The sequence below is a fragment of the Glaciimonas sp. PAMC28666 genome (assembly GCF_016917355.1).
GTDB lineage: Bacteria > Pseudomonadota > Gammaproteobacteria > Burkholderiales > Burkholderiaceae_D > Glaciimonas.
Genome location: NZ_CP070304.1, coordinates 3802938 through 3825369 on the forward strand (window position 1 = coordinate 3802938; position 22432 = coordinate 3825369).

General features: G+C 51.4%; 19 protein-coding genes. 4 read left to right on the top strand and 15 right to left on the bottom strand.

Translation table 11 applies throughout. The features are described from left to right. Positions 1–60: 60 nt before the first annotated feature. The 9 genes from JQN73_RS16170 to JQN73_RS16210 form a co-directional block, all read right to left on the bottom strand. Entirely contained in the window at positions 61–1965 is a 1905-nt protein-coding gene (locus JQN73_RS16170; protein WP_205319863.1) for a sigma-54-dependent Fis family transcriptional regulator, read from the bottom strand. Positions 1966–2115: 150 nt separating this feature from the next. Further along, a complete protein-coding gene (gene pcaD, locus JQN73_RS16175; protein WP_205319864.1) occupies positions 2116–2895 on the bottom strand; it encodes a 3-oxoadipate enol-lactonase in 780 nt (259 codons plus the stop codon). A gap of 113 nt (positions 2896–3008) precedes the next feature. Beyond that, positions 3009–3794 (bottom strand): 1,6-dihydroxycyclohexa-2,4-diene-1-carboxylate dehydrogenase, encoded by a 786-nt coding sequence (locus JQN73_RS16180; protein WP_205319865.1) that lies wholly within the window; start codon positions 3792–3794, stop codon positions 3009–3011. Positions 3795–3796: 2 nt separating this feature from the next. Further along, positions 3797–4816, bottom strand: a complete 1020-nt coding sequence (gene benC / locus JQN73_RS16185; RefSeq protein ID WP_205319866.1) for a benzoate 1,2-dioxygenase electron transfer component BenC — start codon at positions 4814–4816, stop codon at positions 3797–3799. Between the two features lie 36 nt (positions 4817–4852). Continuing rightward, positions 4853–5344: a benzoate 1,2-dioxygenase small subunit gene (gene benB / locus JQN73_RS16190; protein WP_205319867.1), complete on the bottom strand. Its 492-nt coding sequence runs from the start codon at positions 5342–5344 to the stop codon at positions 4853–4855. Next, positions 5341–6711, bottom strand: a complete 1371-nt coding sequence (benA, locus tag JQN73_RS16195) for a benzoate 1,2-dioxygenase large subunit (RefSeq protein WP_205319868.1) — start codon at positions 6709–6711, stop codon at positions 5341–5343. Before benA ends, benB begins: the two co-directional genes overlap by 4 nt. Positions 6712–6768: 57 nt before the next feature. Next, on the bottom strand, positions 6769–7689 hold the full coding sequence (gene catA, locus JQN73_RS16200; RefSeq protein WP_205319869.1) for a catechol 1,2-dioxygenase: 921 nt from the start codon (positions 7687–7689) through the stop codon (positions 6769–6771). 133 nt (positions 7690–7822) lie between these two features. After that, positions 7823–8113, bottom strand: a complete 291-nt coding sequence (gene catC / locus JQN73_RS16205) for a muconolactone Delta-isomerase (RefSeq protein WP_205319870.1) — start codon at positions 8111–8113, stop codon at positions 7823–7825. A 57-nt stretch (positions 8114–8170) separates the two neighbouring features. Continuing rightward, positions 8171–9280 (bottom strand): muconate/chloromuconate family cycloisomerase, encoded by a 1110-nt coding sequence (locus JQN73_RS16210; RefSeq protein WP_205319871.1) that lies wholly within the window; start codon positions 9278–9280, stop codon positions 8171–8173. 101 nt (positions 9281–9381) lie between these two features. Between JQN73_RS16210 and JQN73_RS16215 the strand changes: the two genes are divergently transcribed. After that, positions 9382–10296: a LysR family transcriptional regulator gene (locus JQN73_RS16215; protein ID WP_205319872.1), complete on the top strand. Its 915-nt coding sequence runs from the start codon at positions 9382–9384 to the stop codon at positions 10294–10296. A gap of 247 nt (positions 10297–10543) precedes the next feature. Here JQN73_RS16215 and JQN73_RS16220 read toward each other — a convergent pair whose 3' ends face one another. The 6 genes from JQN73_RS16220 to JQN73_RS16245 form a co-directional block, all read right to left on the bottom strand. Then, the gene (locus tag JQN73_RS16220; protein WP_205319873.1) at positions 10544–12187 is read right to left on the bottom strand and encodes a 3-(methylthio)propionyl-CoA ligase; all 1644 of its coding nucleotides are present in this window, start codon (positions 12185–12187) and stop codon (positions 10544–10546) included. Between the two features lie 353 nt (positions 12188–12540). Next, positions 12541–13695 (bottom strand): porin, encoded by a 1155-nt coding sequence (locus tag JQN73_RS16225; protein WP_205319874.1) that lies wholly within the window; start codon positions 13693–13695, stop codon positions 12541–12543. A gap of 344 nt (positions 13696–14039) precedes the next feature. Then, on the bottom strand, positions 14040–15386 hold the full coding sequence (locus tag JQN73_RS16230) for an MFS transporter (protein ID WP_240162296.1): 1347 nt from the start codon (positions 15384–15386) through the stop codon (positions 14040–14042). Positions 15387–15548: 162 nt separating this feature from the next. Beyond that, complete coding sequence (locus tag JQN73_RS16235) at positions 15549–16478, bottom strand: SDR family NAD(P)-dependent oxidoreductase (RefSeq protein WP_205319875.1); 930 nt, start codon at positions 16476–16478, stop codon at positions 15549–15551. Between the two features lie 417 nt (positions 16479–16895). Next, a complete protein-coding gene (locus JQN73_RS16240) occupies positions 16896–17927 on the bottom strand; it encodes an AraC family transcriptional regulator (protein ID WP_205319876.1) in 1032 nt (343 codons plus the stop codon). A gap of 252 nt (positions 17928–18179) precedes the next feature. Then, entirely contained in the window at positions 18180–19133 is a 954-nt protein-coding gene (locus JQN73_RS16245; protein WP_205319877.1) for a LysR family transcriptional regulator, read from the bottom strand. Positions 19134–19348: 215 nt separating this feature from the next. Between JQN73_RS16245 and JQN73_RS16250 the strand changes: the two genes are divergently transcribed. Genes JQN73_RS16250 through JQN73_RS16260 form a run of 3 tightly spaced genes read left to right on the top strand, consistent with a single transcriptional unit; the run spans position 19349 to position 22276 of the window. Further along, positions 19349–20464, top strand: a complete 1116-nt coding sequence (locus JQN73_RS16250; RefSeq protein WP_205319878.1) for a Re/Si-specific NAD(P)(+) transhydrogenase subunit alpha — start codon at positions 19349–19351, stop codon at positions 20462–20464. Positions 20465–20480: 16 nt separating this feature from the next. Continuing rightward, a complete protein-coding gene (locus JQN73_RS16255; RefSeq protein ID WP_205319360.1) occupies positions 20481–20816 on the top strand; it encodes an NAD(P) transhydrogenase subunit alpha in 336 nt (111 codons plus the stop codon). Beyond that, positions 20816–22276 (top strand): NAD(P)(+) transhydrogenase (Re/Si-specific) subunit beta, encoded by a 1461-nt coding sequence (locus JQN73_RS16260; protein WP_205319879.1) that lies wholly within the window; start codon positions 20816–20818, stop codon positions 22274–22276. Before JQN73_RS16255 ends, JQN73_RS16260 begins: the two co-directional genes overlap by 1 nt. Positions 22277–22432: the final 156 nt, after the last annotated feature.

The following is a 22432-nucleotide window of genomic DNA, read 5'->3' on the forward strand; positions in this document are numbered from 1 at the left end:
GCGCTGAAGATTTGATACCTGCTGTTCGATTTATTCCGAACGGCAGATTTTTTTTGATCATCAATTTTTATTCAACCAGCGATGCAAGGTCGCACGGCTGATGCCGAGCTGCTGCGCAGCATTGGTAATATTTCCTTTACTGTCATGAAGGGCACTGGTAATGACTTCGCTGGCAAGTTCTTTTAATGGCTTTGCTGGAATGACTGCGCTTTGCATACACGTCAATGCTGGCGTCAGGCCCGATATAGATTTCAAGGTACGCACCGCATCCGGCAGATGACACAGCAGGATAGGTGCCAGATCATCGGCCATCACTTTGGCAAAGCGTAACGCGGTGCGGAGTTCTCTGGTGTTACCGGGCCAGTCGTAGTCTTCCAGTCTGGAGCGCGCATCAGCCACCAGTCTGATTGGATCAATTTCTTCCTCCCGGAGCAGTTCATCGATTAAGGCAAAGATGCCACACCGCAGTCGCAGCGGTGTCAAATAAAGCAGCATCCCATTCAGACGATAATATAAATCGCTTCGGAAGCGCTTCTCAAGCACTAACGTATCGAGGTCCTGATGCGTTGCGCTGATCAGTTGGATATCCAGTTTTCGTGATGTATTCTCGCCAAGACGCGTGATCTCCCGGCTTTCGAGCACACGCAAGAGCCGCGTCTGGAGGTCAATCGGCATATCGCCAATTTCGTCAAGAAACAATGTTCCACCATTTGCTTCTTCGATTTTGCCTTTGGCGCCGCCGCGACGTGCCCCGGTATAAGCACCATCAGCGTAGCCAAATAATTCTCCTTCAATCAGATCTCTGGGAATTGCGCCACAGTTGATCGCGACGAACGGTCCCTTGCAGCCAGCACTATTGGCGTGCAATGCACGCGCGGCAACCTCTTTTCCTGTTCCCGTTTCTCCCTGTATTAATACCGGTAATTCAGCGCCTAAAGCACGAACTGCTCTTTGCAAAGAAAATTGTATGTCCACATCGCCGAATTCAGGCATTGTGGATTTTTTCACCGGTTCGTTTCCCAACCGCGAACGAACCGTGACAACCTGAGGGGACGTGAAGAATAAGGGTTGGGCAAACAGGCGAAGACCGGATTGCAAGGTCATTGAAGTTGGATGGCTGGAAGCTTTTATCGTGTCAACAAATTCTGCATAGTTTCCCAGAAATAAATCCTGGTAGCGTAGTCCGGAAGAGATTGGTCCGATACCTAGAAAACGGCGTGCAGCACGATTGATCGCTTGCACCTCGCCGTCTTTGCCGAACGCCACGATCACACCCGAAAACTTTTCGTTTGCATCCGCGCGCCAGTTCAGACCAATCGTGATGTGAGCAGGCGTCTGAAGGCAAAGGGAAGTTTCAATCGCTGCAGCGCAATCAAGCATCAATGACAGTGCACCAAACTGCGCACCGGGAGCATCACGGGTAATGTCGATGGAGCCGACCAGGGTGCCCTGCGGATCAAAAATCGGTGCTGCGACACACTGAAATGTTTCATTTTGTGAAAAAAAATGTTCGCCGCCGAAAATACCAATTGGTCGTCCTTCCGCCATGGCAGTCGCCATCGCGTTGGTTCCGACCGCACGCTCGGAGAGATCGACACCCGGGCGCAGTGCCTGGCGCAGCAGGTTTCCACAGTTTTCTATGGGGCCATTCACGGCGAGGCAAACGCCGTCACGATCGGTCAGAAGAATCCCGTAGCCCGTGCCGGTCATCGCTTTTGCGAGTAGTAAGATGGCGGGTTCAGATGCAACAATTAATTGTCTGTTGCGCTCTAACAATCCAGCAACAGAATTACGCCTGATTGGATTGAACGCCATCGACTCGCCAGTGTTTCGCCCATCTTCCATACAGCGTTTCCATGAGCGCCAGACAGCGTCATGTACCAATCCGTTAGGTGGCGTGCCTTCTTCAAAAAACAGCTGCCGGGCTTGGGTGACGGCCGCTGAAGTCAGCATTATTTGAGGCATATTATCTCCAGACACACATCGACAATGTCACAGCTGCAGTAGCTTATCTGAATTAACTTTCCGAAACGGAAAATTTTACTTCATCCTCTCGTTTCAGCATCCGCCATGGCGCTGCGTTCAGGCGGTGTTCAGCTGATAGTCGGCTGGTATTCAGGCCACAAGAAAATCAATTAACGTCCGGGTGAATAATTTTTGGGCTTCAATATTGGAGATATGTGCTGCTGGCAATGCCGCCAATTTGGAGTCCTTGATTTTTTCCTGCAGCAGCGAAGCATCAGAGGTGGTTGTCACCGGATCGTATAGACCAGCAATAATCAACGTAGGACTGGAAATTAACGCAATCTGATCACGTAAGTCAGCCGCCGCCAGGGACTCACAACAACTCGCATAACCCTCTGTGTTTTGGATGCGTAGGTTGGCGATCAGGGCGGCAATGACAGGTGCTTGCGTTTCTATAAATGCTGGACTAAACCAGCGTGACGCGGCGCTATCGGCAATGGTATTCAGGCCTTCGGCTCTGACGACCTCGGCCCGCGTGAGCCAGCCATCGGTCGTTCCGACTTTCGCTGCGGTGTTGGCGACGACTAATTTTTCAATTCGCTCGGACGCATGAATACCAAGCCATTGCCCCGTTACGCCTCCCATTGACAGGCCGCAAAAATGGGCTTTAGCGATGCCAAGAAAATCTAGCAGGGCGATTACGTCCTGACCTAATTCTTGCAATTGATAAGGGCCTTTTGGGCTCGATGAGCGACCATGGCCACGTGTGTCGTAGCGAATAACATAAAAGTCATTGGCAAGGGCTTCGGCCTGCGCTTGCCACATGCCATGATCTGTTCCCAGGGAATTCGAAAATATGATAGCCGGATGTTCTGGATTGCCTTCGGCAACAAAAAAAATCTCGGTTTGATTGATGTGTGCGATAGGCATAACGCTCCTTGGGTCTATCGATTTGAACGCGCTGAAAACGTCTCTATCCCCGCCCAAAGGGCGGAGAAGGACGTCAGCGATAGAGGATATGAACGGACTCGATGGGGTGATGCTTAACCCTGATCGCCGCCCCCTACGGGAAGCACTGTTCCGGTAATATAAGAAGATTCGTCGGATGCCAGGAACAAGATTGCATTGACTTGCTCGGTTATCGTCCCGTAGCGATGCATCAGACTGGAAGAAACCGTCTGGTCGATAATGCCTTGGTACCAGACTTCCTCATCCTTGCTCAGGGGATTCGCATTGCGGGGTATTTTCCGCGGTGGGGCCTCTGTTCCGCCGGTTGCCACTGCATTGACCCGAATGCCATCTTCGGCATGTTCAAATGCAAGACTGGCGGTCAGCGCATTGACGCCGCCTTTTGCGGCAGCATAAGGAACGCGATTAATGCTGCGTGTCGCAATCGACGAGACATTCACGATCACGCCCTGTTGCTGTGCGATCATGACTGGCAATGCAGCGCGACAAGACCATAATGTTGGAAATAAAGAGCGACGAATTTCAGCTTCGATTTGCGCTTCTTCGTATTCTTGATAAGGCTTGGCCCAAATGGTTCCGCCCACGTTATTAATGAGAATGTCGACGTGTCCGAATGCATCGACACAGGCCGCGACCATTTCACGCGCCCCGGCATAGGTCTCGAGGTCCACACTCACGACAATTGCCTTGGCCTTCAATTCGCTGATTTCGGCCGCAACGTCATTGATCAACGCTGAGCGATCAGCTAACACTAGCTGGCCGCCTTCACGCGCGATCGCTAATGCGACACCGCGTCCGATACCTTGCGCAGCGCCGGTAACGATGACAACTTTATTTTGGAAACGTTGGGATTGGATCATGCTCAACTCCCACTACTTGCTGAGAATTTTTCATAATGAAAATTGGCTGGCTTGACACCGATCTTGTCTAACCAGTTTCTGACGGCATCGACCATGGCAACTGGTCCGCACAGATAAATATCGACGTTGCCGTCGTTGAGCCAGGCGGCTTCAACATGCTCGGTGACGTAGCCTTTGCGGACGTGTTGACTTTCTGCCGTGGCGACGCAAGTCCGGTATTCAAATTGCGGATGTTTCGCCGCGATCTGATCCAACTGTTCGAGCGCGACCAGATCCGTGTCATTTGTGACCCCAAATACCATCCGCACTGGTTGGGCAAAGCCGTCAGCGGCCAGTACATCGAGCATCGACAGGAACGGCGCAATGCCGGTGCCGCCAGCAAGAAACACGACCGGTCGCGTCACGGCGCGCAAGTAAAAGCTGCCGTAAGGGCCCGAGAAAGCTATCTTCTGGCCCGGTTGTGCTTCGTCGGCTAAAAATTTGCTCATTCTTCCGTTGGGCACATTGCGCACTACGAAATCGGCTTGTGCAGCGCCCGGTGGCGAGCTGAATGAATACGAACGCGTCAGGCTGGTGCCGGGAATTTCCAGATTGACGTACTGTCCCGGTAAAAATTCGAGACCGGATTGATTATCCAGATTTATGGAAAAATTAATCGTGGAGTCTGAGAAATGCTGCACTGAAGCGACACTACCAGAGTAGCGCGAAACCGCGGTCTTGCATGCGCTGGAAGTAGCCGGAATCTGGATCACGCAATCTGATTTTGGGCGCATCTGACACGCCAGAATAAAGCCTGCTGCCGCATCTTTCGCATCCAGCGCGTCTTCGATATAACTCGACTCAGGCAAATCATAATCTCCAGACTCACAAAAGCCACGGCAGGTTCCGCAGGCGCCATCGCGACAATCCAGCGGAATATTGATTTTCTGACGATAAGCGGCATCGGACAGCTTTTCGTTTTCGTTACATGCAATAAAGCGGGTGATGCCGTCTTCGAATTGCAGTGCAATGTTGTAGCTCATCGCCTTGTCTCCTGAGTATTATGGGTAAAAATCGCGTCAAATATGGTAGACGTCAATAACCTGATTGATGTAATCGTTTTTCAGCACGACGTATTTGTTCAAAATTTTCGGACTGTCACCCGAGAAATCGATCACATAACGCGACATGCCAAAGTAGCTGTAATTGGTTTTATAGCGGTGACTCAGCGTTTGCCAGTTGAAGCGGACCGTACAAGTATCGCCGTCCTGGGTTTCAAGCTCAACGTTGGCGATGTTATGACAGGTGCGCGTATCAGGCATGGTGGCACTCGAGCGTTCTGTCTTGATGCGAAATACCCGATCTTCCAGACCTTGGCGGTTTGGATAAAATATGAGCGAAATCTCCCGCTGCGGGTTGGTCACCAGCTTGTCGTCGTCATCCCATGACGGCATCCAGAACTGTGCGTCGAGGTGATAGCAATCGAGCCATTCATCCCATTGCTCATCATCAAGCAAGCGGCTTTCATAGTATAAAAAGCTGCTGATTTCGGTCAGGCTAATGGTCTTCATGCTTTGACTCCTTCTGCCACCAAGGCTTTTTTCATGACATCAAGCCAATAGCGGTGCTGGATGGTATACAAGCCTTCATCTTCAGTTTTTACACCGCTCATTAACGGTTTCAAACCGAGTTCTTTGGCCGCCGCATCAGCGCCCTCGATCCAATGTTGCGAGCCGCGGCACATATCGTTCCATGGTGCGGCAATACCCGCATAGCCTTGCTGACAAGCCCGAAATTCTTCCAGGTCATCGGGTGTCGCCATGCCGCTGACATTGAAAAAATCTTCGTATTGGCGGATCCGATGGGCCCGTGCTTCGTCCGATTCCCCTTTTGGGGCGATGCAGTAAATCGTCACTTCGGTCTTATTCACAGAGATCGGCCTTAACACGCGAATTTGTGAACCGAACTGATCCATCAGATATACGTTCGGATACAGGCAAAGGTTGCGTGAGCGCTCAATCATCCAGTCAGCGGTTGCAGGTCCGAAACTTTTGGCAAATTCATCCCGGCGCGGGTAGTTGGGCCGGTCTTGCGGGTTCGCCCATTTCGACCACAGCACCAGATGTCCGTGTTCAAATGCGTAAAACCCACCGCCTTGCTTGCCCCACTTGCCAGCGTCCATCGCTCTGACATTATCTTCACGCGTCGCATCGGCTTCCTTGCGGCGATTGGTGGTAGCGGCATAATTCCAGTGCACGGCGGAAACGTGATAGCCATCTGCACCATTTTCTGCTTGCAGCTTCCAGTTACCGTCGAAGGTATAGGTCGATGCACCACGCAACACCTCAAGGCCGTCAGCGGACTGATTGACGATCATGTCGATAATCTTGCCTGCTTCACCAAGAAATTCTGTGAGCGGCAGGACGTTTTCATTAACGCTGCCGAACAGAAAGCCTTTATAGTTTTCAAATCGCGCAACTTTTTTCAGATCGTGGGAGCCTTCTTTGTTGAAGCACTCCGGATAACCCGCTTCTTCAGGATCTTTAACCTTGAGCAACTTGCCGCTGTTATTGAAAGTCCACCCATGAAACGGACAAGTATAGGTGGCTTTGTTTCCGCGTTTATGGCGACATAACTGCGCTCCGCGGTGACTACATGCATTAATAAACGCATTTAATTCACCCTGACGATTGCGCGCAATAAAGATCGGCTGGCGGCCGATATGCGTCGTGTAGTAATCATTGTTATTTTGAACCTGACTCTCGTGAGCCAGGTAAATCCAATTGCCTTCAAAAATATGCTTCATTTCCAGTTCAAATAAAGCGTCATCGGTGAAGGCACTACGATGCAAGCGATAGTCACCTTTTTCTATATCTTCAATCAGATATTCATCCAGGTTTTTGAGCTTTGGCGTGTTGTCAGGGTAAATGGGGATCATGATGGATTCCTTCTGTTTAGGAAAGGGGCAGTCGCTACGTACTGCCCATTTTATTTATTACGCAGCGGCCCGAATGCGCTCAACTTCACTGGTCGGCGCGGCAGGGGTTTCTGAGTACAGATGGAAATCGAAATCAATCGATGAGAACGGTTTCTTCAGGTCTTTGGCAGCAAGTTCTTCGGTACCCGTGATTTTATGGATCGCTGGTACCAGACCTTCGCGGCTGGCGAATGCAAAGTCATCCCACAGGTATTCGTCGCCATCAATATTGATTTGCGTCGTGAGCTTGCGATGACCTGCGCCAGTGATGAAAAAGTGAATGTGTGCAGGACGGCGACCGTGACGACCTAGCAGATCCAGCAATTGCTGGGTCGAGCCATTCGGTGGACATCCGTATCCGACAGGAATAATGCTACGGAACTGATAACGCCCGTTTTCATCTGAGATGATGGTGCGACGCAGATTGAATGCAGACTGAGTCGGATCAAAGAACGAATAATTTCCCAGCAAGTCGGCATGCCAGACTTCAACCTTGGCACCCGGCATGGCTTTGCCCTGCGCATCGTATACCGTGCCCTGCATGAACAGAACTTCCGCCTCTTCGCTTACCGCATCTTCGTCCAGGCGCGCGTATCCTTTGCTTTCCGGTGCACCGGCGACATATAAAGGACCTTCAATCGTACGCGGTGTGCCACCGGACAATCCCGCCTTGGCTTCAGCCTCGTCAGCGCGGATATCAAAAAATCGCTCCAGGCCCAGGCCCGGTGCAATCAGACCTAGCTCATTCCTGCTGCCGGCCACTGACAGATATTCCATGCCTTTCCAGAACTCGCTGGCTTGTATATCAAGATCTTCGATGGTCTTGCACAGATCGCCGACCAGACGCAATACGATCTGTTGCACGCGAGGATTTGCTTCACGGATAGCGGAGTCGATGATCCAGCTTTTTACCAGAGTGTCGATTTCAGTATGTGTCATTATTGTCTCCTGAGAACTATTTATATGGGAAGGGATACGAAAAAAAAGTGCTGCGCTACCGCTTTAAGCATACAGCGCGAATGCCGGATTTATTCAGTATTTGTTCAGCATTTGTTCAGCGCTCATGCAGCATTCATGCGTCATCTGATCGAATCGAGGATGGATGACGGCATAGAGGCATGATCTGAATTTGCATGTAAGGAAATAACGGCAAAGTCGAAATCAGCGTATGCAACTCTTCGACGCTGCTGACATCGAAAACGCTGATGTTGGCGTACTGGCCAGCGATTCTCCACAGGTGCCGCCACTTGCCACTCACTTGCAAAGCCTGGGCAATTTCTCTTTCTGTTTTCTTAAGTTCTGTTGCCTGATGTTCCGGCATTGTCTGCGGCAAATTCACGTCCATTCGTACTTGAAACAACATGGTCTTCTCCTGTTTTTATAATGATGTTTTACGGTGATTGATACGGCTGTGTCGCTACTATTTTCGACGCATAAAGTTGAGTTTCTCGCGGTCGATTTCAACCCCGAGGCCAGGCTTGTTCGGAACCTGCAACATGAAGTCTTTATAGACCAGCGGTTCGCACAATACTTCTTCGGTCAACAGCAACGGTCCGAACAATTCCGTGCCGTATGACAGGTCACTAAAAGTGGAAAATACATGGGCAGATGCCGCGGTCCCGATACCACCTTCCAGCATCGTTCCACCATACAAGCCAATCCCGGCCAATTGCGCAACGGTGGCAACTTGAATGGCAGGAATCAATCCGCCAGATTGCGTGATCTTCACTGCGAATACATCCGCGCCGGCGATAGTCGCCAGATCGAATGCATCCAACGGACCGTGTAATGATTCGTCCGCCATCAGCGCGACCGAAAAGCGACTAGCCAGACGCACCAGACCTGCCTTATTTTCTGCGCGGATCGGCTGTTCGATTAAATCGATACCGCCCGCCTCAAGCGCTGCAATGCCGTTGACAGCTTCCAGTTCGCTCCATGCCTGATTCACATCGACCCGTACGCTGACGTCAGCGCCGAGCGCTTTTTTGATGGCCAGGACATGGGCGACATCTTCTGCTACCGAACGCAAGCCAATTTTGAGCTTGAAAATCCGATGACGGCGCAGCGCAAGCATTTTTTCAGCCTCGGCAATGTCTTTGGTGGTGTCGCCGCTAGCCAACGTCCACGCCACCGGTAACGCATCGCGCACCCGTCCGCCCAACAGTTCGCTTAACGGCACGTTCAGCCGGCGCGCCTGGGCATCCAGCAACGCCGTTTCAATGGCGCATTTGGCAAACCGGTTGCCTTGAATAATTTTGCGGATTTTTGCCATCGCCTTGCCCACCTGGCTGGCATCCATGCCGATCAACAGCGGCGCTATATGCGTATCAATATTGGTCTTGATACTCTCAGGACTTTCTTCACCATAGCTCAAGCCGCCAATGGTGGTTGCCTCACCCCAACCTTCGATACCATCCGCACAAAGCACACGCACCAGTACCAGTGTTTGCGCGTTCATGATCGCTACCGATAATTTGTGAGGACGTATCGTGGGAACATCAACAAGGATAGTTTCTATAGTTTTGATCATATTTTATTTGTATAATTAAACGAATAACAGTAGATTAATCCACGCAAATACGCCCGTCCAACACCGATTAGCTATCGATTCAATACTTTTTAGGTATAAATATGGAACTGCGCCACTTACGTTACTTCGTTGCTGTTGCAGAGGAGAAAAACTTTACGCGTGCTTCTAAAAGGCTATTTATCGCGCAGCCGCCGTTAAGTCGCCAGATACAGCAGCTGGAAGAGGAGTTAGAGGTTTCGTTGTTTGAGAGAGGGTCTCGACCGCTTCAACTCACGGAAGCCGGACGTTTCTTCTACGCGCATGCGCAGCAACTGCTGGGCAAGGCAGCCGACCTGAAGTCGATGACGCAACGTGTTGGGAAAATTGAAAGGGTACTTTCGATCGGGTTTGTTGCATCAACGCTCTACGGATTATTGCCAAAAATCATCCGACGATTCCGCTCGGAATATCCCTCGGTTGAGATTAGCCTGCATGAAATGACCACCATGCAGCAAATCAAGGCGCTGAAGGATGGCAGTATTGATCTTGGATTTGGGCGAATCAGATATGAAGATCCGGATGTGCGTCGAATTATATTGCGTGAGGAACGATTGATAGTGGCGTTGCCTGCAGGACATCCTCTGACCGGTTTCGGGAATCAACTCAATCTTAAAGATTTGATTGCTGAAACGCTAATTATTTTTCCCAAGGCACCACGCCCAAGTTTTGCTGATCAGGTGTTATCTGCATTTAGCGACCGCGCAATCAAGCTCGAGAAAATTATCGAGGTGAGAGAGCTGCAGATTGCGATCGGCCTTGTTGCAGCCGGGCAAGGCGTCGCGATTGTCCCCGCGAGCCTGCAAGGGATGAAGCGGGAAGACGTCAGTTATATGGAGCTGGAGGACAAGAACACCACTTCCCCGATCATTTTCAGCGTACGGATGGCGGATCAATCAGTGGAGTTGGGTCAACTGCTGCGATTGATCTACGATATTTATGATGCGGAAAATATTCCACATGTGAAGGAATCGTTATGAATTGGTTCGGGACACGTTGTCCGGGACACGTCGTCCGCTGCTTGGCAGCGGGAAGGGCGGGATGGCGGGATGTCGAGACGGTGAGATGGTGAGATCCCTTTGCTCCAAGCCAAAACACCCTGTCATTCCGGGACGGTCGTAAAATATTTCCTTACTTACATCGCTGACAGATAAATGTCCCAAAAGAGAGCGGCCAAAATAGCGCCGGTTCTGCCGGTTCTTGCGTTCCTTGCGTTCCTTGCGTTCCTCAGATTGTTGGCAACACGTAATCTGCGAACTGTTCGCGCAACTTCTTTTTCAGAATCTTTCCGGTTGCACCCATGGGCAATGCATCAATGAAAACCACGTCGTCGGGTGTCCACCATTTGGCGATTTTTCCTTCGTAAAAGGCGACTAATTCGTCTCGCCCCAACTCTACGTTCGGCTTCTTCACGACCACCAATAACGGACGCTCATCCCACTTCGGGTGTTTGACTGCAATGCAGGCGGCCATGAAAACGGCGGGATGCGCCATCGCGATGTTTTCGAGATCGATCGAGCCGATCCATTCGCCGCCGGACTTGATGACATCTTTGTCGCGGTCGGTAATATTCAGGTAGCCATCGGCATCAATATTGGCGATATCACCGGTCGGAAACCATCCGTGTCCGTCAGCGTCCATTTTAAGGTCAAGCTTGTCTTCACTTTTGAAGTAGCTGCTGACGACCCAGGGTCCGCGCACCAGTAATGCACCGGAAGTTTTCCCGTCCCATGGAAGCGCAGTTCCTTCCTCGTCGACGACTTTCATGTCCACGCCAAAAACCGCACGTCCCTGTTTCGCCTGAACGGCGTAGCGTTCCTCCAGACTGGTTTCTAATTGCCTTGATTTGAACGCACATACGGTGCCGAGCGGACTCAGTTCTGTCATACCCCACGCGTGCAAAACATGCACCCCAAAGGTATCCTGAAACTTGCGTAGCATGGCAGGTGGACAGGCCGCGCCGCCGATAACGGTGCGTTTCATCGTCGAAAATGTCAGGCCGTTCGTTTCCATGTAACTCAACAAACCTTGCCAGATGGTCGGTACTCCGGCTGACATTGTCACCTGTTCCGTTTCGAGTAACTCATGCAATGATTTTCCATCCATTCCGGCCCCTGGAAACACCAGCTTGGCGCCGACCATGCAGGCGACATAGGGAAGGCCCCACGCATTGACGTGAAACATCGGAACCACTGGCAAAATAACGTCGAGGGCGGAACAGTTCAAGGTGTCTGGCAACGCCGCTGCATAGGTATGTAATAGCGTAGAGCGATGGCTATAAAGGACGCCTTTCGGGTTGCCGGTTGTGCCTGAGGTATAACACAGGGCAGAGGCGGTTTCTTCGTCAAATGTAGGCCAGGTATAGTCGTCCGACGCGGCATCCATCAGGTCTTCGTAGCACAACAGGTTGGCGATGCCCGTGTCCTGCGGCATGTGCGCGCGGTCGGTCATGGCGATGAACGCCTTCACCGTTGGGCAATGCGCTGCGATTAATTTAATTGTCGGCAAGAAGGTGAGGTCAAAGCAGATATATTGATCTTCCGCGTGATTCGCAATATAGGCGACTTGCTCCGCATGCAAACGCGGGTTGATCGTATGAATGATCGCGCCCATGCCGGATATTGCATAATACAGCTCAAGGTGCCGATAACCGTTCCAGGCCAATGTCGCGACACGGTCGCCGTCCTTAACGCCAAGCCCGGTCAGCACGTTGGCCATTTGACGCGTACGACGGTGACATTCGCGGTACGTATACCGATGAATATCTCCCTCGACCCGACGCGACACAATTTCTGTATCGCCATGATGACGATCAGCGTGCACTATTAACGTTGAAATGAGTAACTTCCCGGACATCATCAAACCACGCATAGCTTCTCCTCTTTTTTTTATAATAAAATCACGGAACAGGACGATTTTGTCTGTTTTTGTCTGTTTTTGTCTGTTTTTTTCTATCTATGCTGCGAGAACCAATTTTTTACAGCACTGTCCGGTCTCTTCGCCTGACCCTCGCGCATAGAACTGCACCATTCAGCATGCATCAATCGAAGTTCGAATGCGCCGTTGATAGTAGTACGGGTACGTTGAGGTTTTGTCTTTGTCTGCAAGAATACAGCGTTTCGGGTGCTCTGGAACATCATCGGGCAGACTTTTAAAAAAGGGGATAAATGCCTAAAAGTGCGGCACTTTCCCCTTGTTCACGGATGCAACCTGATCAGACCGGCTTAGAAGTTGTGTCGAATGCCGAACGCGAGGGCTTTGACGGTGGATCCCGGTGCGGCTGCGGCCACGGCCGGGTCGCTGGCAACCAGCGCGAAGGCAGCGGTCGCGTTGTTCTTCAGCATGCCGGATGAGGCGTAGAGGGATGTTTGCTTGGATAGCGGATAGACATAACTCAAGGCAAAAACGGTGCCTTTCTGGGGCGCGCCGACCGCCGCATCCTGGCGCATACGTTGCAACTCCACCAGCACGGTGCCGGTTCCCAACGTCGCGGTCCCTCCTAACCAAACATCACTGGTATTACTATGGGCGATTGGCTGCTTTGCCTGAAAATATCCGCCGGCAATAGAAAAATTGCCGAAAATATATTTGGCACCAACGCTCGTATCCTTGCGAATCCCGGTGGCCCCGGTGAAGACGGCCGCGGTCCCGGCGCCCGCTACAGTCGGTAACTGAAGTTGTTGATAGGCCCCGGAGACTAAAAATCCTCCAGTCAGGTAACGGCCCGAAACGGCCCACATCTGGTTCGCGTCTTTCGGAGCGGCACCTGCGCCGCCGGCACTTTCAGATCCTAAACTAAACATTGCGCGCCCCTGGAATCCACTCATCTCGGGAGACACGTAAAAGATTGCATTGCTGGCGCGTCCAAACCGGTCAGAGCCGGTACCGGATAGAAGAACGACCTCCTGAACGTTGCCGTACAAGCCCAACTTTTGAACGTCAGTATCCAGAAGCGACCAATACAGCGGGGTATAGTCGCGGCCTACGGAAACGCTGCCGAAGTTTCCTTCCAGACCAACGTAAGAGCGCCGATTGAACAGACCGGCGATAGATGCACCACCTGGCGCGGTCGGCGTGGCGGTTGAGGGATTACCGGCGTATGTCTTGAGTGCACCGGTATCGCTATCGAAACCCGCTTCCAGCTGAAATTTTGCTTTTAATCCGCCACCGAGATCTTCTGATCCCTGAAAGCCCCAACGCGAGGGCACCAATACGCCTGAGGTCACTGATAGCGCGTTCGACGCCTTGGGAGCGGCGGCACCATTGTCGGTATAGGCAACACCCGCGTCGACGGTGCCATAAAATGTGACGTTTGACTGGGCATAGCTGGCAGTCGAAAGGGTGGCGAGGATGGCGAGGGATAAGAATGATTTAAGCATGTTGCTGTCTCCGAATTGTTATGAATTTCTTGTAGAAGAAGTACGGTGAATTTCACCTGTTTTTTTTCGAATTAAACACGATTTCAAGTACGATTTTTTTTGACGATAAAGCGACTTGTTTGCGCTTTTTTTTTTACGATTTTTCGATGTAGCTCAACCTGATCGGTGCCTTTTGCAAAGCGTGAAGCGCGTTTTCCCCGACGGGTAGTGATTCGTCAAAATTACCGATTCTGGAATAGACGGTGAGCAAGCTCGCAGACAACGTCAGGGCGCTCTGATTTGTTCTCTCAGTTAGTCTGCGGCATTCGATTCCGTTTGCTAAAAAACGACGCGCTTCGTGGCTATCAACAGGCGCTAGCTGATGCTTCAATCACCGTCGCATCGGCAGATGTCGAGAAGCTGTTAGAACGTATCAGCCTGGCCAGGATGGGCACCAGACAAAGGCCAAGCAAGGATGCAGCAACGGCGACATATAGTCCTGAGTCGCTGCGTCCCGACGACGCTTCGGCGAGGCCAAATAGATAGGGGCCGACAAATCCACCGATAAGCCCGATGGTATTGATGAACGCGAGACCAGCTGCGGCTTGAACGCCCTGTAATCTTTTCATCGCGACACTCCAATAAAGGGGCAAAATACCGCCGCCAAAAAAAGCCGTTACGATGAAAATAGCGATCTTTCCGACATGATTGGTTGTAAGAATTAAAGTCATTGCGCTGATAGCGAAGCCTGCGGTCAAGATACCCAGCGACATGGCATCGCGGCCAAAGCGTCGATGAATACGGGGCAAAATAAGCACACCTAGCAGGACCCCGACACCGATGCTGCTTGACAGCAGACCGACCAGAAACGGTTGTTTAATCTGCATTTGCATAATGATGGACGGGGTAAAGAAGACCAGACCCAGAAACGCCACCTGGTTAAAGAAGTAGATTAGTCCAATAAGGATCGTTGTCGGACTGGTCAATGCCGATAGCCAATTTTTGGTGTATCCGTGCGTTTGCCCTTGTTGATCCTGCTGATTTGCATTTTTTTCCAGGAGACTAGCTTCGGCCCCGGTCAGCCATGGTGCATCACTCGGACGCTCGGGCAGCTTGAACCAAAGGAATATCCCCACGAAAATCGTTGGTAAACCTTCAAGCAGAAATAGCCATTGCCATCCGTGCAGGCCGCCTATTCCGTCCATCTGCATCAAAGCCCCACCAATTGGATTACCAAGCGTCAGTGCTAATGCGGGTGCGATGTAGATCCAACCGACCACAACTCCACGGTCCTTTGGCGCAAACCATAATGTCACCATGTACATCAGCGCAGGGAACAAGCCGGCCTCAGCGGCACCTAACAGTATGCGAAGTACATAAAAGGAAAATTCGCCCTGGATGAACATCATCGAAGCAGAAAGCGCTCCCCACGTGACGGCGATTCTCGCAATCCAGCGGCGCGGTCCAACCCGGTGGGCCATCAGATTACTGGGGACATCGAGTAATGCATAGGCTAAAAAGAAGATTCCGGCACCAATGCCGTAAGAGGCGGCGCTAATTCCCAGATCAATAGCGAGATGCGCTTTGGCAAGGGAAACGTTGGTGCGATCCAAAAAGGACATGAAATAAATCACACACATTAAAGGGATCAGTCGTGTCATCGCCTTTCTGGTGGCGAGGTGGTGGGCAAGATCGAAATCATTTTTCATCATTTTGTCTCCGTAGAACTACGCATATCTTTTTTGTTTTGGTTGGTGAAATCAATGGCGTTTGTATGTGTCTATTCAAATACTGTGTGGTCGGTTTACTAGATGGCTACTGATTGCTGGTTATTGTATTTTCAAAGATTGGCTTTGATTAAACTGTGCCATCCTTCAAAGAATATCTTGACGCGGGGATTGAAAATGTCTTTCCTGAGATGCCGCTTTCGCCAGGTCTGTGTATTTCTTTGTCTGCGCAAATGCGCTGGGAAATGTTTGCATATCCACCAGACTTGCCATCTGCTCAAACCGGGCGGAAAGCTGCTCCGGTGTGCGCTCTTCCGGCGGTAGGTAAATGCCATCGCTTTCCAGGAGATGTACAACAGCATATGCGCCAGCGCCAGCGCTGAGCATAACCTTTGACGGCGCGCTTTCGCTCGTCAAAAAAAGCACGGCGGGACTGACGGATTCCGGCGTGGCTAATAGCGAGATATCGGGGCTCAATAAGCCCTCCGTCATCGCCGTCGCTGCGGTAGGTACCAAAACATTGATACGGATGTTATTTTTTGCGCCCTCGATATGCAGCACATTCATGAGGCCGACCATCGCGGCCTTTGCCGCACCATAGTTAGCCTGACCAAAATTTCCAAACAGACCGGAGCCGGAGGAAGTAAGCAAGATTCGTCCGTAATTCTGGTCGCGCATTGTTTGCCATACGGCCTTGGTACAATTTGCAGCACCGCCCAAATGGACCTTTACTACCAGATCGAAATCGTCCATGGTCATCTTGGCGAATGATTTATCGCGAAGAATGCCGGCGTTGTTGATCAAGATGTCGATACGCCCCCAGGCCGCCATCACCTCGGCAACCATTGCACGGACCTGGTCAACGTCACTGACGTCAGCGCCGGATGCCATGGCGAGTTGACCGCTATGGCGAATCTCTTCTACGACCGCCATCGCAGCGTCCGAGGGTTCACCGTTTGCGCCCAGATCGTTGATGACAACCCGTGCCCCGCGCGCAGCCAGCGCTAGTGCATGGCTTCGACCTAAACCGTTGGCGGCGCCAGTAACTATGGCGATACGATTATTGAAGCTAATCATTCGATCCTTTTAGAATTTGAAATTGACGAAAGATGATTGTATAAATATTAATTTTATTTGTTCTCTTGCTACGTTCGCTACGTTGCTAGCTTGGGTCCATCCCGTTCAACAGGCTAAGCAGCGGAAGATCAAACGTAATAAGGTGGATTTGATGCAGCGTGATCGGAGTATAGAAGTGTATTAACCCGGCGAAGGTCGCAGATCAAGCCAACAACATGGCTTAACGTGCCATATATAGCGTGTGTTTTTTAAAGGCGATGACCGCCTGCCATCCGACTGCAACGGGCGTGGCCGGGTGGTGTTTCAGGGACCAAGGCGCAGGTTTTCCATGTCAGGATTCGGACACGCGGGTGATTTTCCGGTTAGATGAGGGCAAAGTGAGGGACGGAACGCTAACGTATTGCAGGCTCAGAACTGTTATTCCTCTGTGGTGTTCCTGTAGGCGCGTGGCGTAACCCCGGTCCAGAGCCGAAAGGCGCGATAAAAAGAGGAGGGATCTTCAAAACCGAGATCATGCGCAATCTGCGCCACCGTATCTTTGGAATGGGCCAGTCGGTCAATGGCAATATCGCGGCGTAAATCATCCTTGATCTCCTGAAAGCTCTGCCCTTCATTGGCGAGACGGCGCGCCATGGTTCTTACTGAAACACGCAGTGCGAGTGAAACGTCGGTAAGTGTTGGAGTACTAGGGTTGGTGTCCAGCAAGTATTGCCGTACGTCACTTCTTGCCGGATGGGCGCTGACGGCGGGGTGCAGCCAGTCTCTGGGTTGACGCGCCAGGAATGAACGCATTTCAGACTCGTTTCGCTGCACTTTAATATCGAGCAACGATGCCTCAAAAGTCATCTGTGCTTTCTTCTGATCAAAGTACAGTTTGCAGGGGAAAAGCAAGCTCAAATCTTCAAAATAATGCGGTTTCCCTACCGTAAAATCGACCCTGACCATAGGGAGATTACGGCCTATTAGCCAAGACGCAAGGCCATGTATGACCTTCAAATTGAGCGCAATCGCCATGGGATTAAAACCGGGCGATGTTGCATTCGGTTCGACGGACAACGTACCGAATATCGGTCCACGATGTAATAGCAATTCATAATCGTCGTTGAACAGTCTGGAAAACCGGCTGTAACGGTGAATTGCCGTGCCGATCGTGGGTGCCGACATCATCGCCATCAGGGCATATTTCATGGCACCGACCGGTACGCGGCGCGACAACAAGCCGGGAGTTTCATCATCCATATGGGTTGCTATCTGACGATACAGCACCGAAAACTGTTTTTCGGTAATTCTTGTGCGCGGCGCTTTGATCGTCTCGGGTGAAATGTCGGCATCATGCAGGAATTTTTGTAGCGCGCCCGAATCTAGCCCGGTTGCCTCCAAAAATGCGGAGACAAAATGCGACGAGAAGGTCAGCGCTCTAACTCGTTTTTTTTGAGGATGAGTGTTCATGTGAAGTGGAGATTACACTTAAACAGAATGACAGTGATTTCTTTTTAATCTGCCGGCGACTTTACGCATTTGCTAAATAATTACAATTAAAGCAATGTGTTTGGCGTATTGCCACAATGCGAAGACACGCGTGATTTTATATGCTGCTAAAACGACGCTGAAAAATGCTAACGGTATTGAAAGCTTCCACACTTCCGCGCAACGTGGAGGTGCTGTAATGCGCAACTATCATCTTTAATCCCGGAGACGTAACTAGCGCCGTGCTTTCGAGCGCTTTTCTGGCATTGGATCAAGTCCCAGAATCTGTTGAATCAAGCTAGAGCCGTCATTGAGCAGAAATTTTTTGAAGGCCTCGGCAACGGGCGGAAGGTGTTTGTTTTTACGGTGTACGACATACCAGTTAAGCATGAGCGGAAAATCTCGTACATCTAGGACCACCAGACTTCCTGCTTGTAATTCCTGACTGATGGTGTGGGCAGAGAGAAAGCTGATACCCATGCCTGCGATGACTGCCTGCTTGATAGTTTCCGTGCTTTTTATTTCCATCCCGATGTTGATGTTAGCGAAATGCTCGCCAAAGCCATCTTGCATCGAATGCCAGGTGTCAGAACCTTTTTCCCGCACTACAAATTGTTCGCGCATGAGTACGCTCATTGGAATGCGGCTCTTTTGCGCGAGAGGATGGTTGGGCGGCGCTACGATGACATAAGGGTGCGGCGCAAAAGCCTCATTGATGGTATCCATGTCAGCAGGGGGACGTACCATAATGGCCAGGTCTGTCATGTTATCAACCAGCTGGTATAGCAGTTCTTCGCGGTTATGGACCGTAAAGTTGAGTGTGACGTTTTTGTGGCGACTTGCAAACTCAACCAAGAGCCGCGGGAAAAAATAATCGCCAGCGCTAATGACGGCGACGTTCAACTTTCCTCCAGAGACACCCTTGAACTGATCCAGCGCTTCCTCAACTGATTGAAACTGCTGGATGATCACGCGACTGTAACTCAGAAGCTCGGCCCCCGCCGGTGTCAGATAAATTTTCTTTCCCAACTGCTCAAATAACGCTAACCCTGCATGGCCTTCCAGTTTTTTAACCTGGATAGATACCGCCGGTTGGGTCAGGTGCAACTCTTCAGCTGCGCGTGAAAAGCTTAACAGCCGCGCTACCGTCTCAAAAACTTTTAGCTGGCGCAACGTGGCATTTTTCATCTCGGAGTCCATTTTATGTATATGTTATAGCTAATCATTATAATTAAAATCTTTAACTATCACTTATTATTATTTACCTCTACGATATGCTTGATCTTAAATTAGTGTGCTTATTTATTTTGAAATTGTTGGTAATTTCCTTGGGCTACGTGTGGATACAGGGCGGCAGCGACCAAACTAAAAGCACTTAAAAAATGAATCGTTGAGAAAATAAAATGTTAATCGGTATTGCGCGAGAAACGTGGTCGGGTGAAACCCGGGTTGCGGCAACACCGGAGACGGTCAAAAAACTGGTGGCAGCAAAACATCAAGTAGTGGTTCAGGCTGGTGCAGGGATAACCTCTAGTATCACTGACGAGGCGTATGCAGCTGCCGGTGCAACAATCGGCACTGCCGCCGAAGCCTTCGGTGCTGAGACCGTGTTGAAGGTGCGCGCGCCAGCAGCGGAAGAGTACGTTCATCTTAAAAGCGGCACGGTCATTATCGGCATGCTGAATCCTTTCGATGCTGAAAATATCGTTGTAATGGCAAGCCATGGTCTGACCGCCTTTGCTCTCGAAGCCGCGCCGCGCACGTCGCGGGCGCAGTCGATGGATGTGTTGTCGTCGCAAGCGAACATCGCTGGCTACAAAGCGGTGCTGATGGCTGCGAATACTTACCAGCGCTTTATGCCGATGTTGATGACCGCCGCAGGAACCGTCAAGGCTGCGCGGATGCTGATCATGGGCGCAGGCGTGGCCGGTTTGCAAGCGATTGCCACCGCCAAACGCTTGGGTGCGGTGATCGAAGCATCGGACGTGCGGCCCGCGGTCAAAGAGCAGATCGAATCGCTCGGTGCCAAATTTCTGGACGTCCCGTTTATCACCGATGAAGAGCGGGAAATCGCCCAAGGCGTCGGTGGCTATGCGCGCCAGATGCCCGCTGACTGGATGCGGCGTCAGGCCGAGTTGGTGCATGAACGTGCCAAACTAGCGGACATCATCATCACGACGGCGTTGATTCCCGGCCGCAAAGCCCCGATCCTGATCAGCGAAGCCACGGTCAAGGCGATGAAACCGGGATCAGTCATTCTGGATATGGCCGTTGATCAAGGCGGCAATTGCCCATTATCGGAATCCGGCAAGACGGTCATCAAGCATGGCGTGCACATCATCGGCGAAGGCAATCTGGCCGCACTGGTGGCGGCAGATGCTTCTGCCTTGTACTCGCGCAATGTACTGGATTTCCTGAAGCTGATCGTCAATCCCGAAGGTGGGCTGGTGATTAACCGTGAAGACGATATCGTGGTCGCTACGCTGTTGTGCAGCGGCGGTGAAGTCTTGCGTAAATAGAATAGAAAGAAGAACCATGGAAGTCACACACACCATCACCAATCTGATCATCTTCGTACTGGCGATTTACGTCGGTTACCACGTGGTCTGGACGGTTACACCCGCATTGCATACGCCGCTGATGGCGGTAACCAATGCGATTTCTGCGATCATCATTATTGGCGCGATGTTGGCTGCCGGATTGACCGAAGGTCTGGTCGGTCAGATCGCCGGAACCTTGGCAGTGGCTCTGGCCGCCGTTAATGTCTTCGGTGGTTTTCTGGTGACGCAACGGATGCTGGAGATGTTCAAGAAAAAAGAGCCGAAGGCGAAAGCTATTGTTATCTCGGAAGTCAAAGAGGGAGCGCATTGATGGGTGCCGAAATCGCTGCTTTGTTAAGCATGAACCTGGTAACACTATTTTACCTGATTGCATCGGTATGTTTCATTCAGGCATTAAAAGGTCTTTCACATCCGTCGACTGCGCGCCGTGGTAACGCGTTCGGCATGGGCGGGATGGCGCTGGCGATTGTTACCACGATTGCGCTGATCATCAAGCTGAAAGTGGAATCGCAAGGGGCCGGTTTTGGCTTTTGGCTGGTTGCCGGTGGTGTCGTGGTCGGTGGCGGTATCGGTGCGTATCTGGCTAAGAGCGTCGAGATGACCAAGATGCCGGAACTGGTCGCGGCGATGCATTCATTGATCGGTCTGGCCGCCGTTTGTATCGCCGTGGCAGCCGTTTCGGAACCGTGGGCGTTCGGGATTGCCGCGCATGGCGCAGCGTTGCCGGTCGGTAACCGGATTGAATTGTTTATCGGGACCTTTGTCGGCGCGATTACGTTCTCCGGTTCGGTGATTGCGTTCGGTAAATTGTCGGGCAAATACAAGTTCCGTCTGTTTCAGGGCGCGCCGGTCAGCTTTGCAGGGCAACACTTTATCAATCTGTTGCTGGCGGTCGCCATGCTGGTGCTGGGCATCATCTTTGTCATGACGCAGGCCTGGTTGCCGTTCATTCTGATGGCGCTGATCGCGTTTGTGCTGGGCGTGCTGATCATCATTCCTATCGGTGGTGCGGATATGCCGGTGGTGGTGTCGATGCTCAACAGCTACTCGGGTTGGGCCGCGGCCGGTATCGGTTTCTCGCTCAACAATGCGATGCTGATCATTGCCGGTTCACTGGTCGGATCAAGCGGCGCGATTCTGTCTTACATCATGTGCAAGGCGATGAACCGTTCATTCTTTAACGTGATTCTGGGCGGCTTTGGTGGCGATACTGCGACCGCCGCTGCAGCCGGCTCGCAGGTCCAGCGTCCGGTGAAATCCGGTTCTGCTGACGATGCTGCGTTCTTGTTGGGTAATGCGGAAACGGTCATCATCGTACCGGGTTATGGCCTGGCGGTCGCGCGTGCACAACATGCGCTGAAAGAGTTGACTGAAAAGCTGACTCACAAAGGTGTGATTGTCAAATATGCGATTCATCCGGTGGCGGGGCGGATGCCGGGGCACATGAACGTGTTGTTGGCAGAAGCTGAAGTGCCATACGATCAGGTGTTTGAGATGGAAGACATCAATAACGATTTCAGCCAAGCGGATGTGGTGCTGGTGCTGGGCGCTAATGATGTGGTGAATCCGGCGGCTAAGGATCCTAAATCATCGATTGCGGGGATGCCGATTCTGGAAGTATATAAAGCTAAAACCGTTATTGTTAATAAGCGCTCGATGGCTTCGGGTTATGCCGGACTGGACAATGAGCTGTTCTACATGGATAAAACCATGATGGTGTTTGGCGATGCGAAGAAGGTGATTGAAGCGATGGTGAAAGCAGTGGAGTGATTTGAAGCCCACCTTTTTATCGATAGAAGGGACTTGTCGCAATTATAGCGATGCGGCGAACGAGATTTTCGTATTCTCATGTATGAGATCTACGCCAAAATCATCGCTGATAACCTTTTCCATTGGCTAATACGAACAATCAAAAACCAATGAATT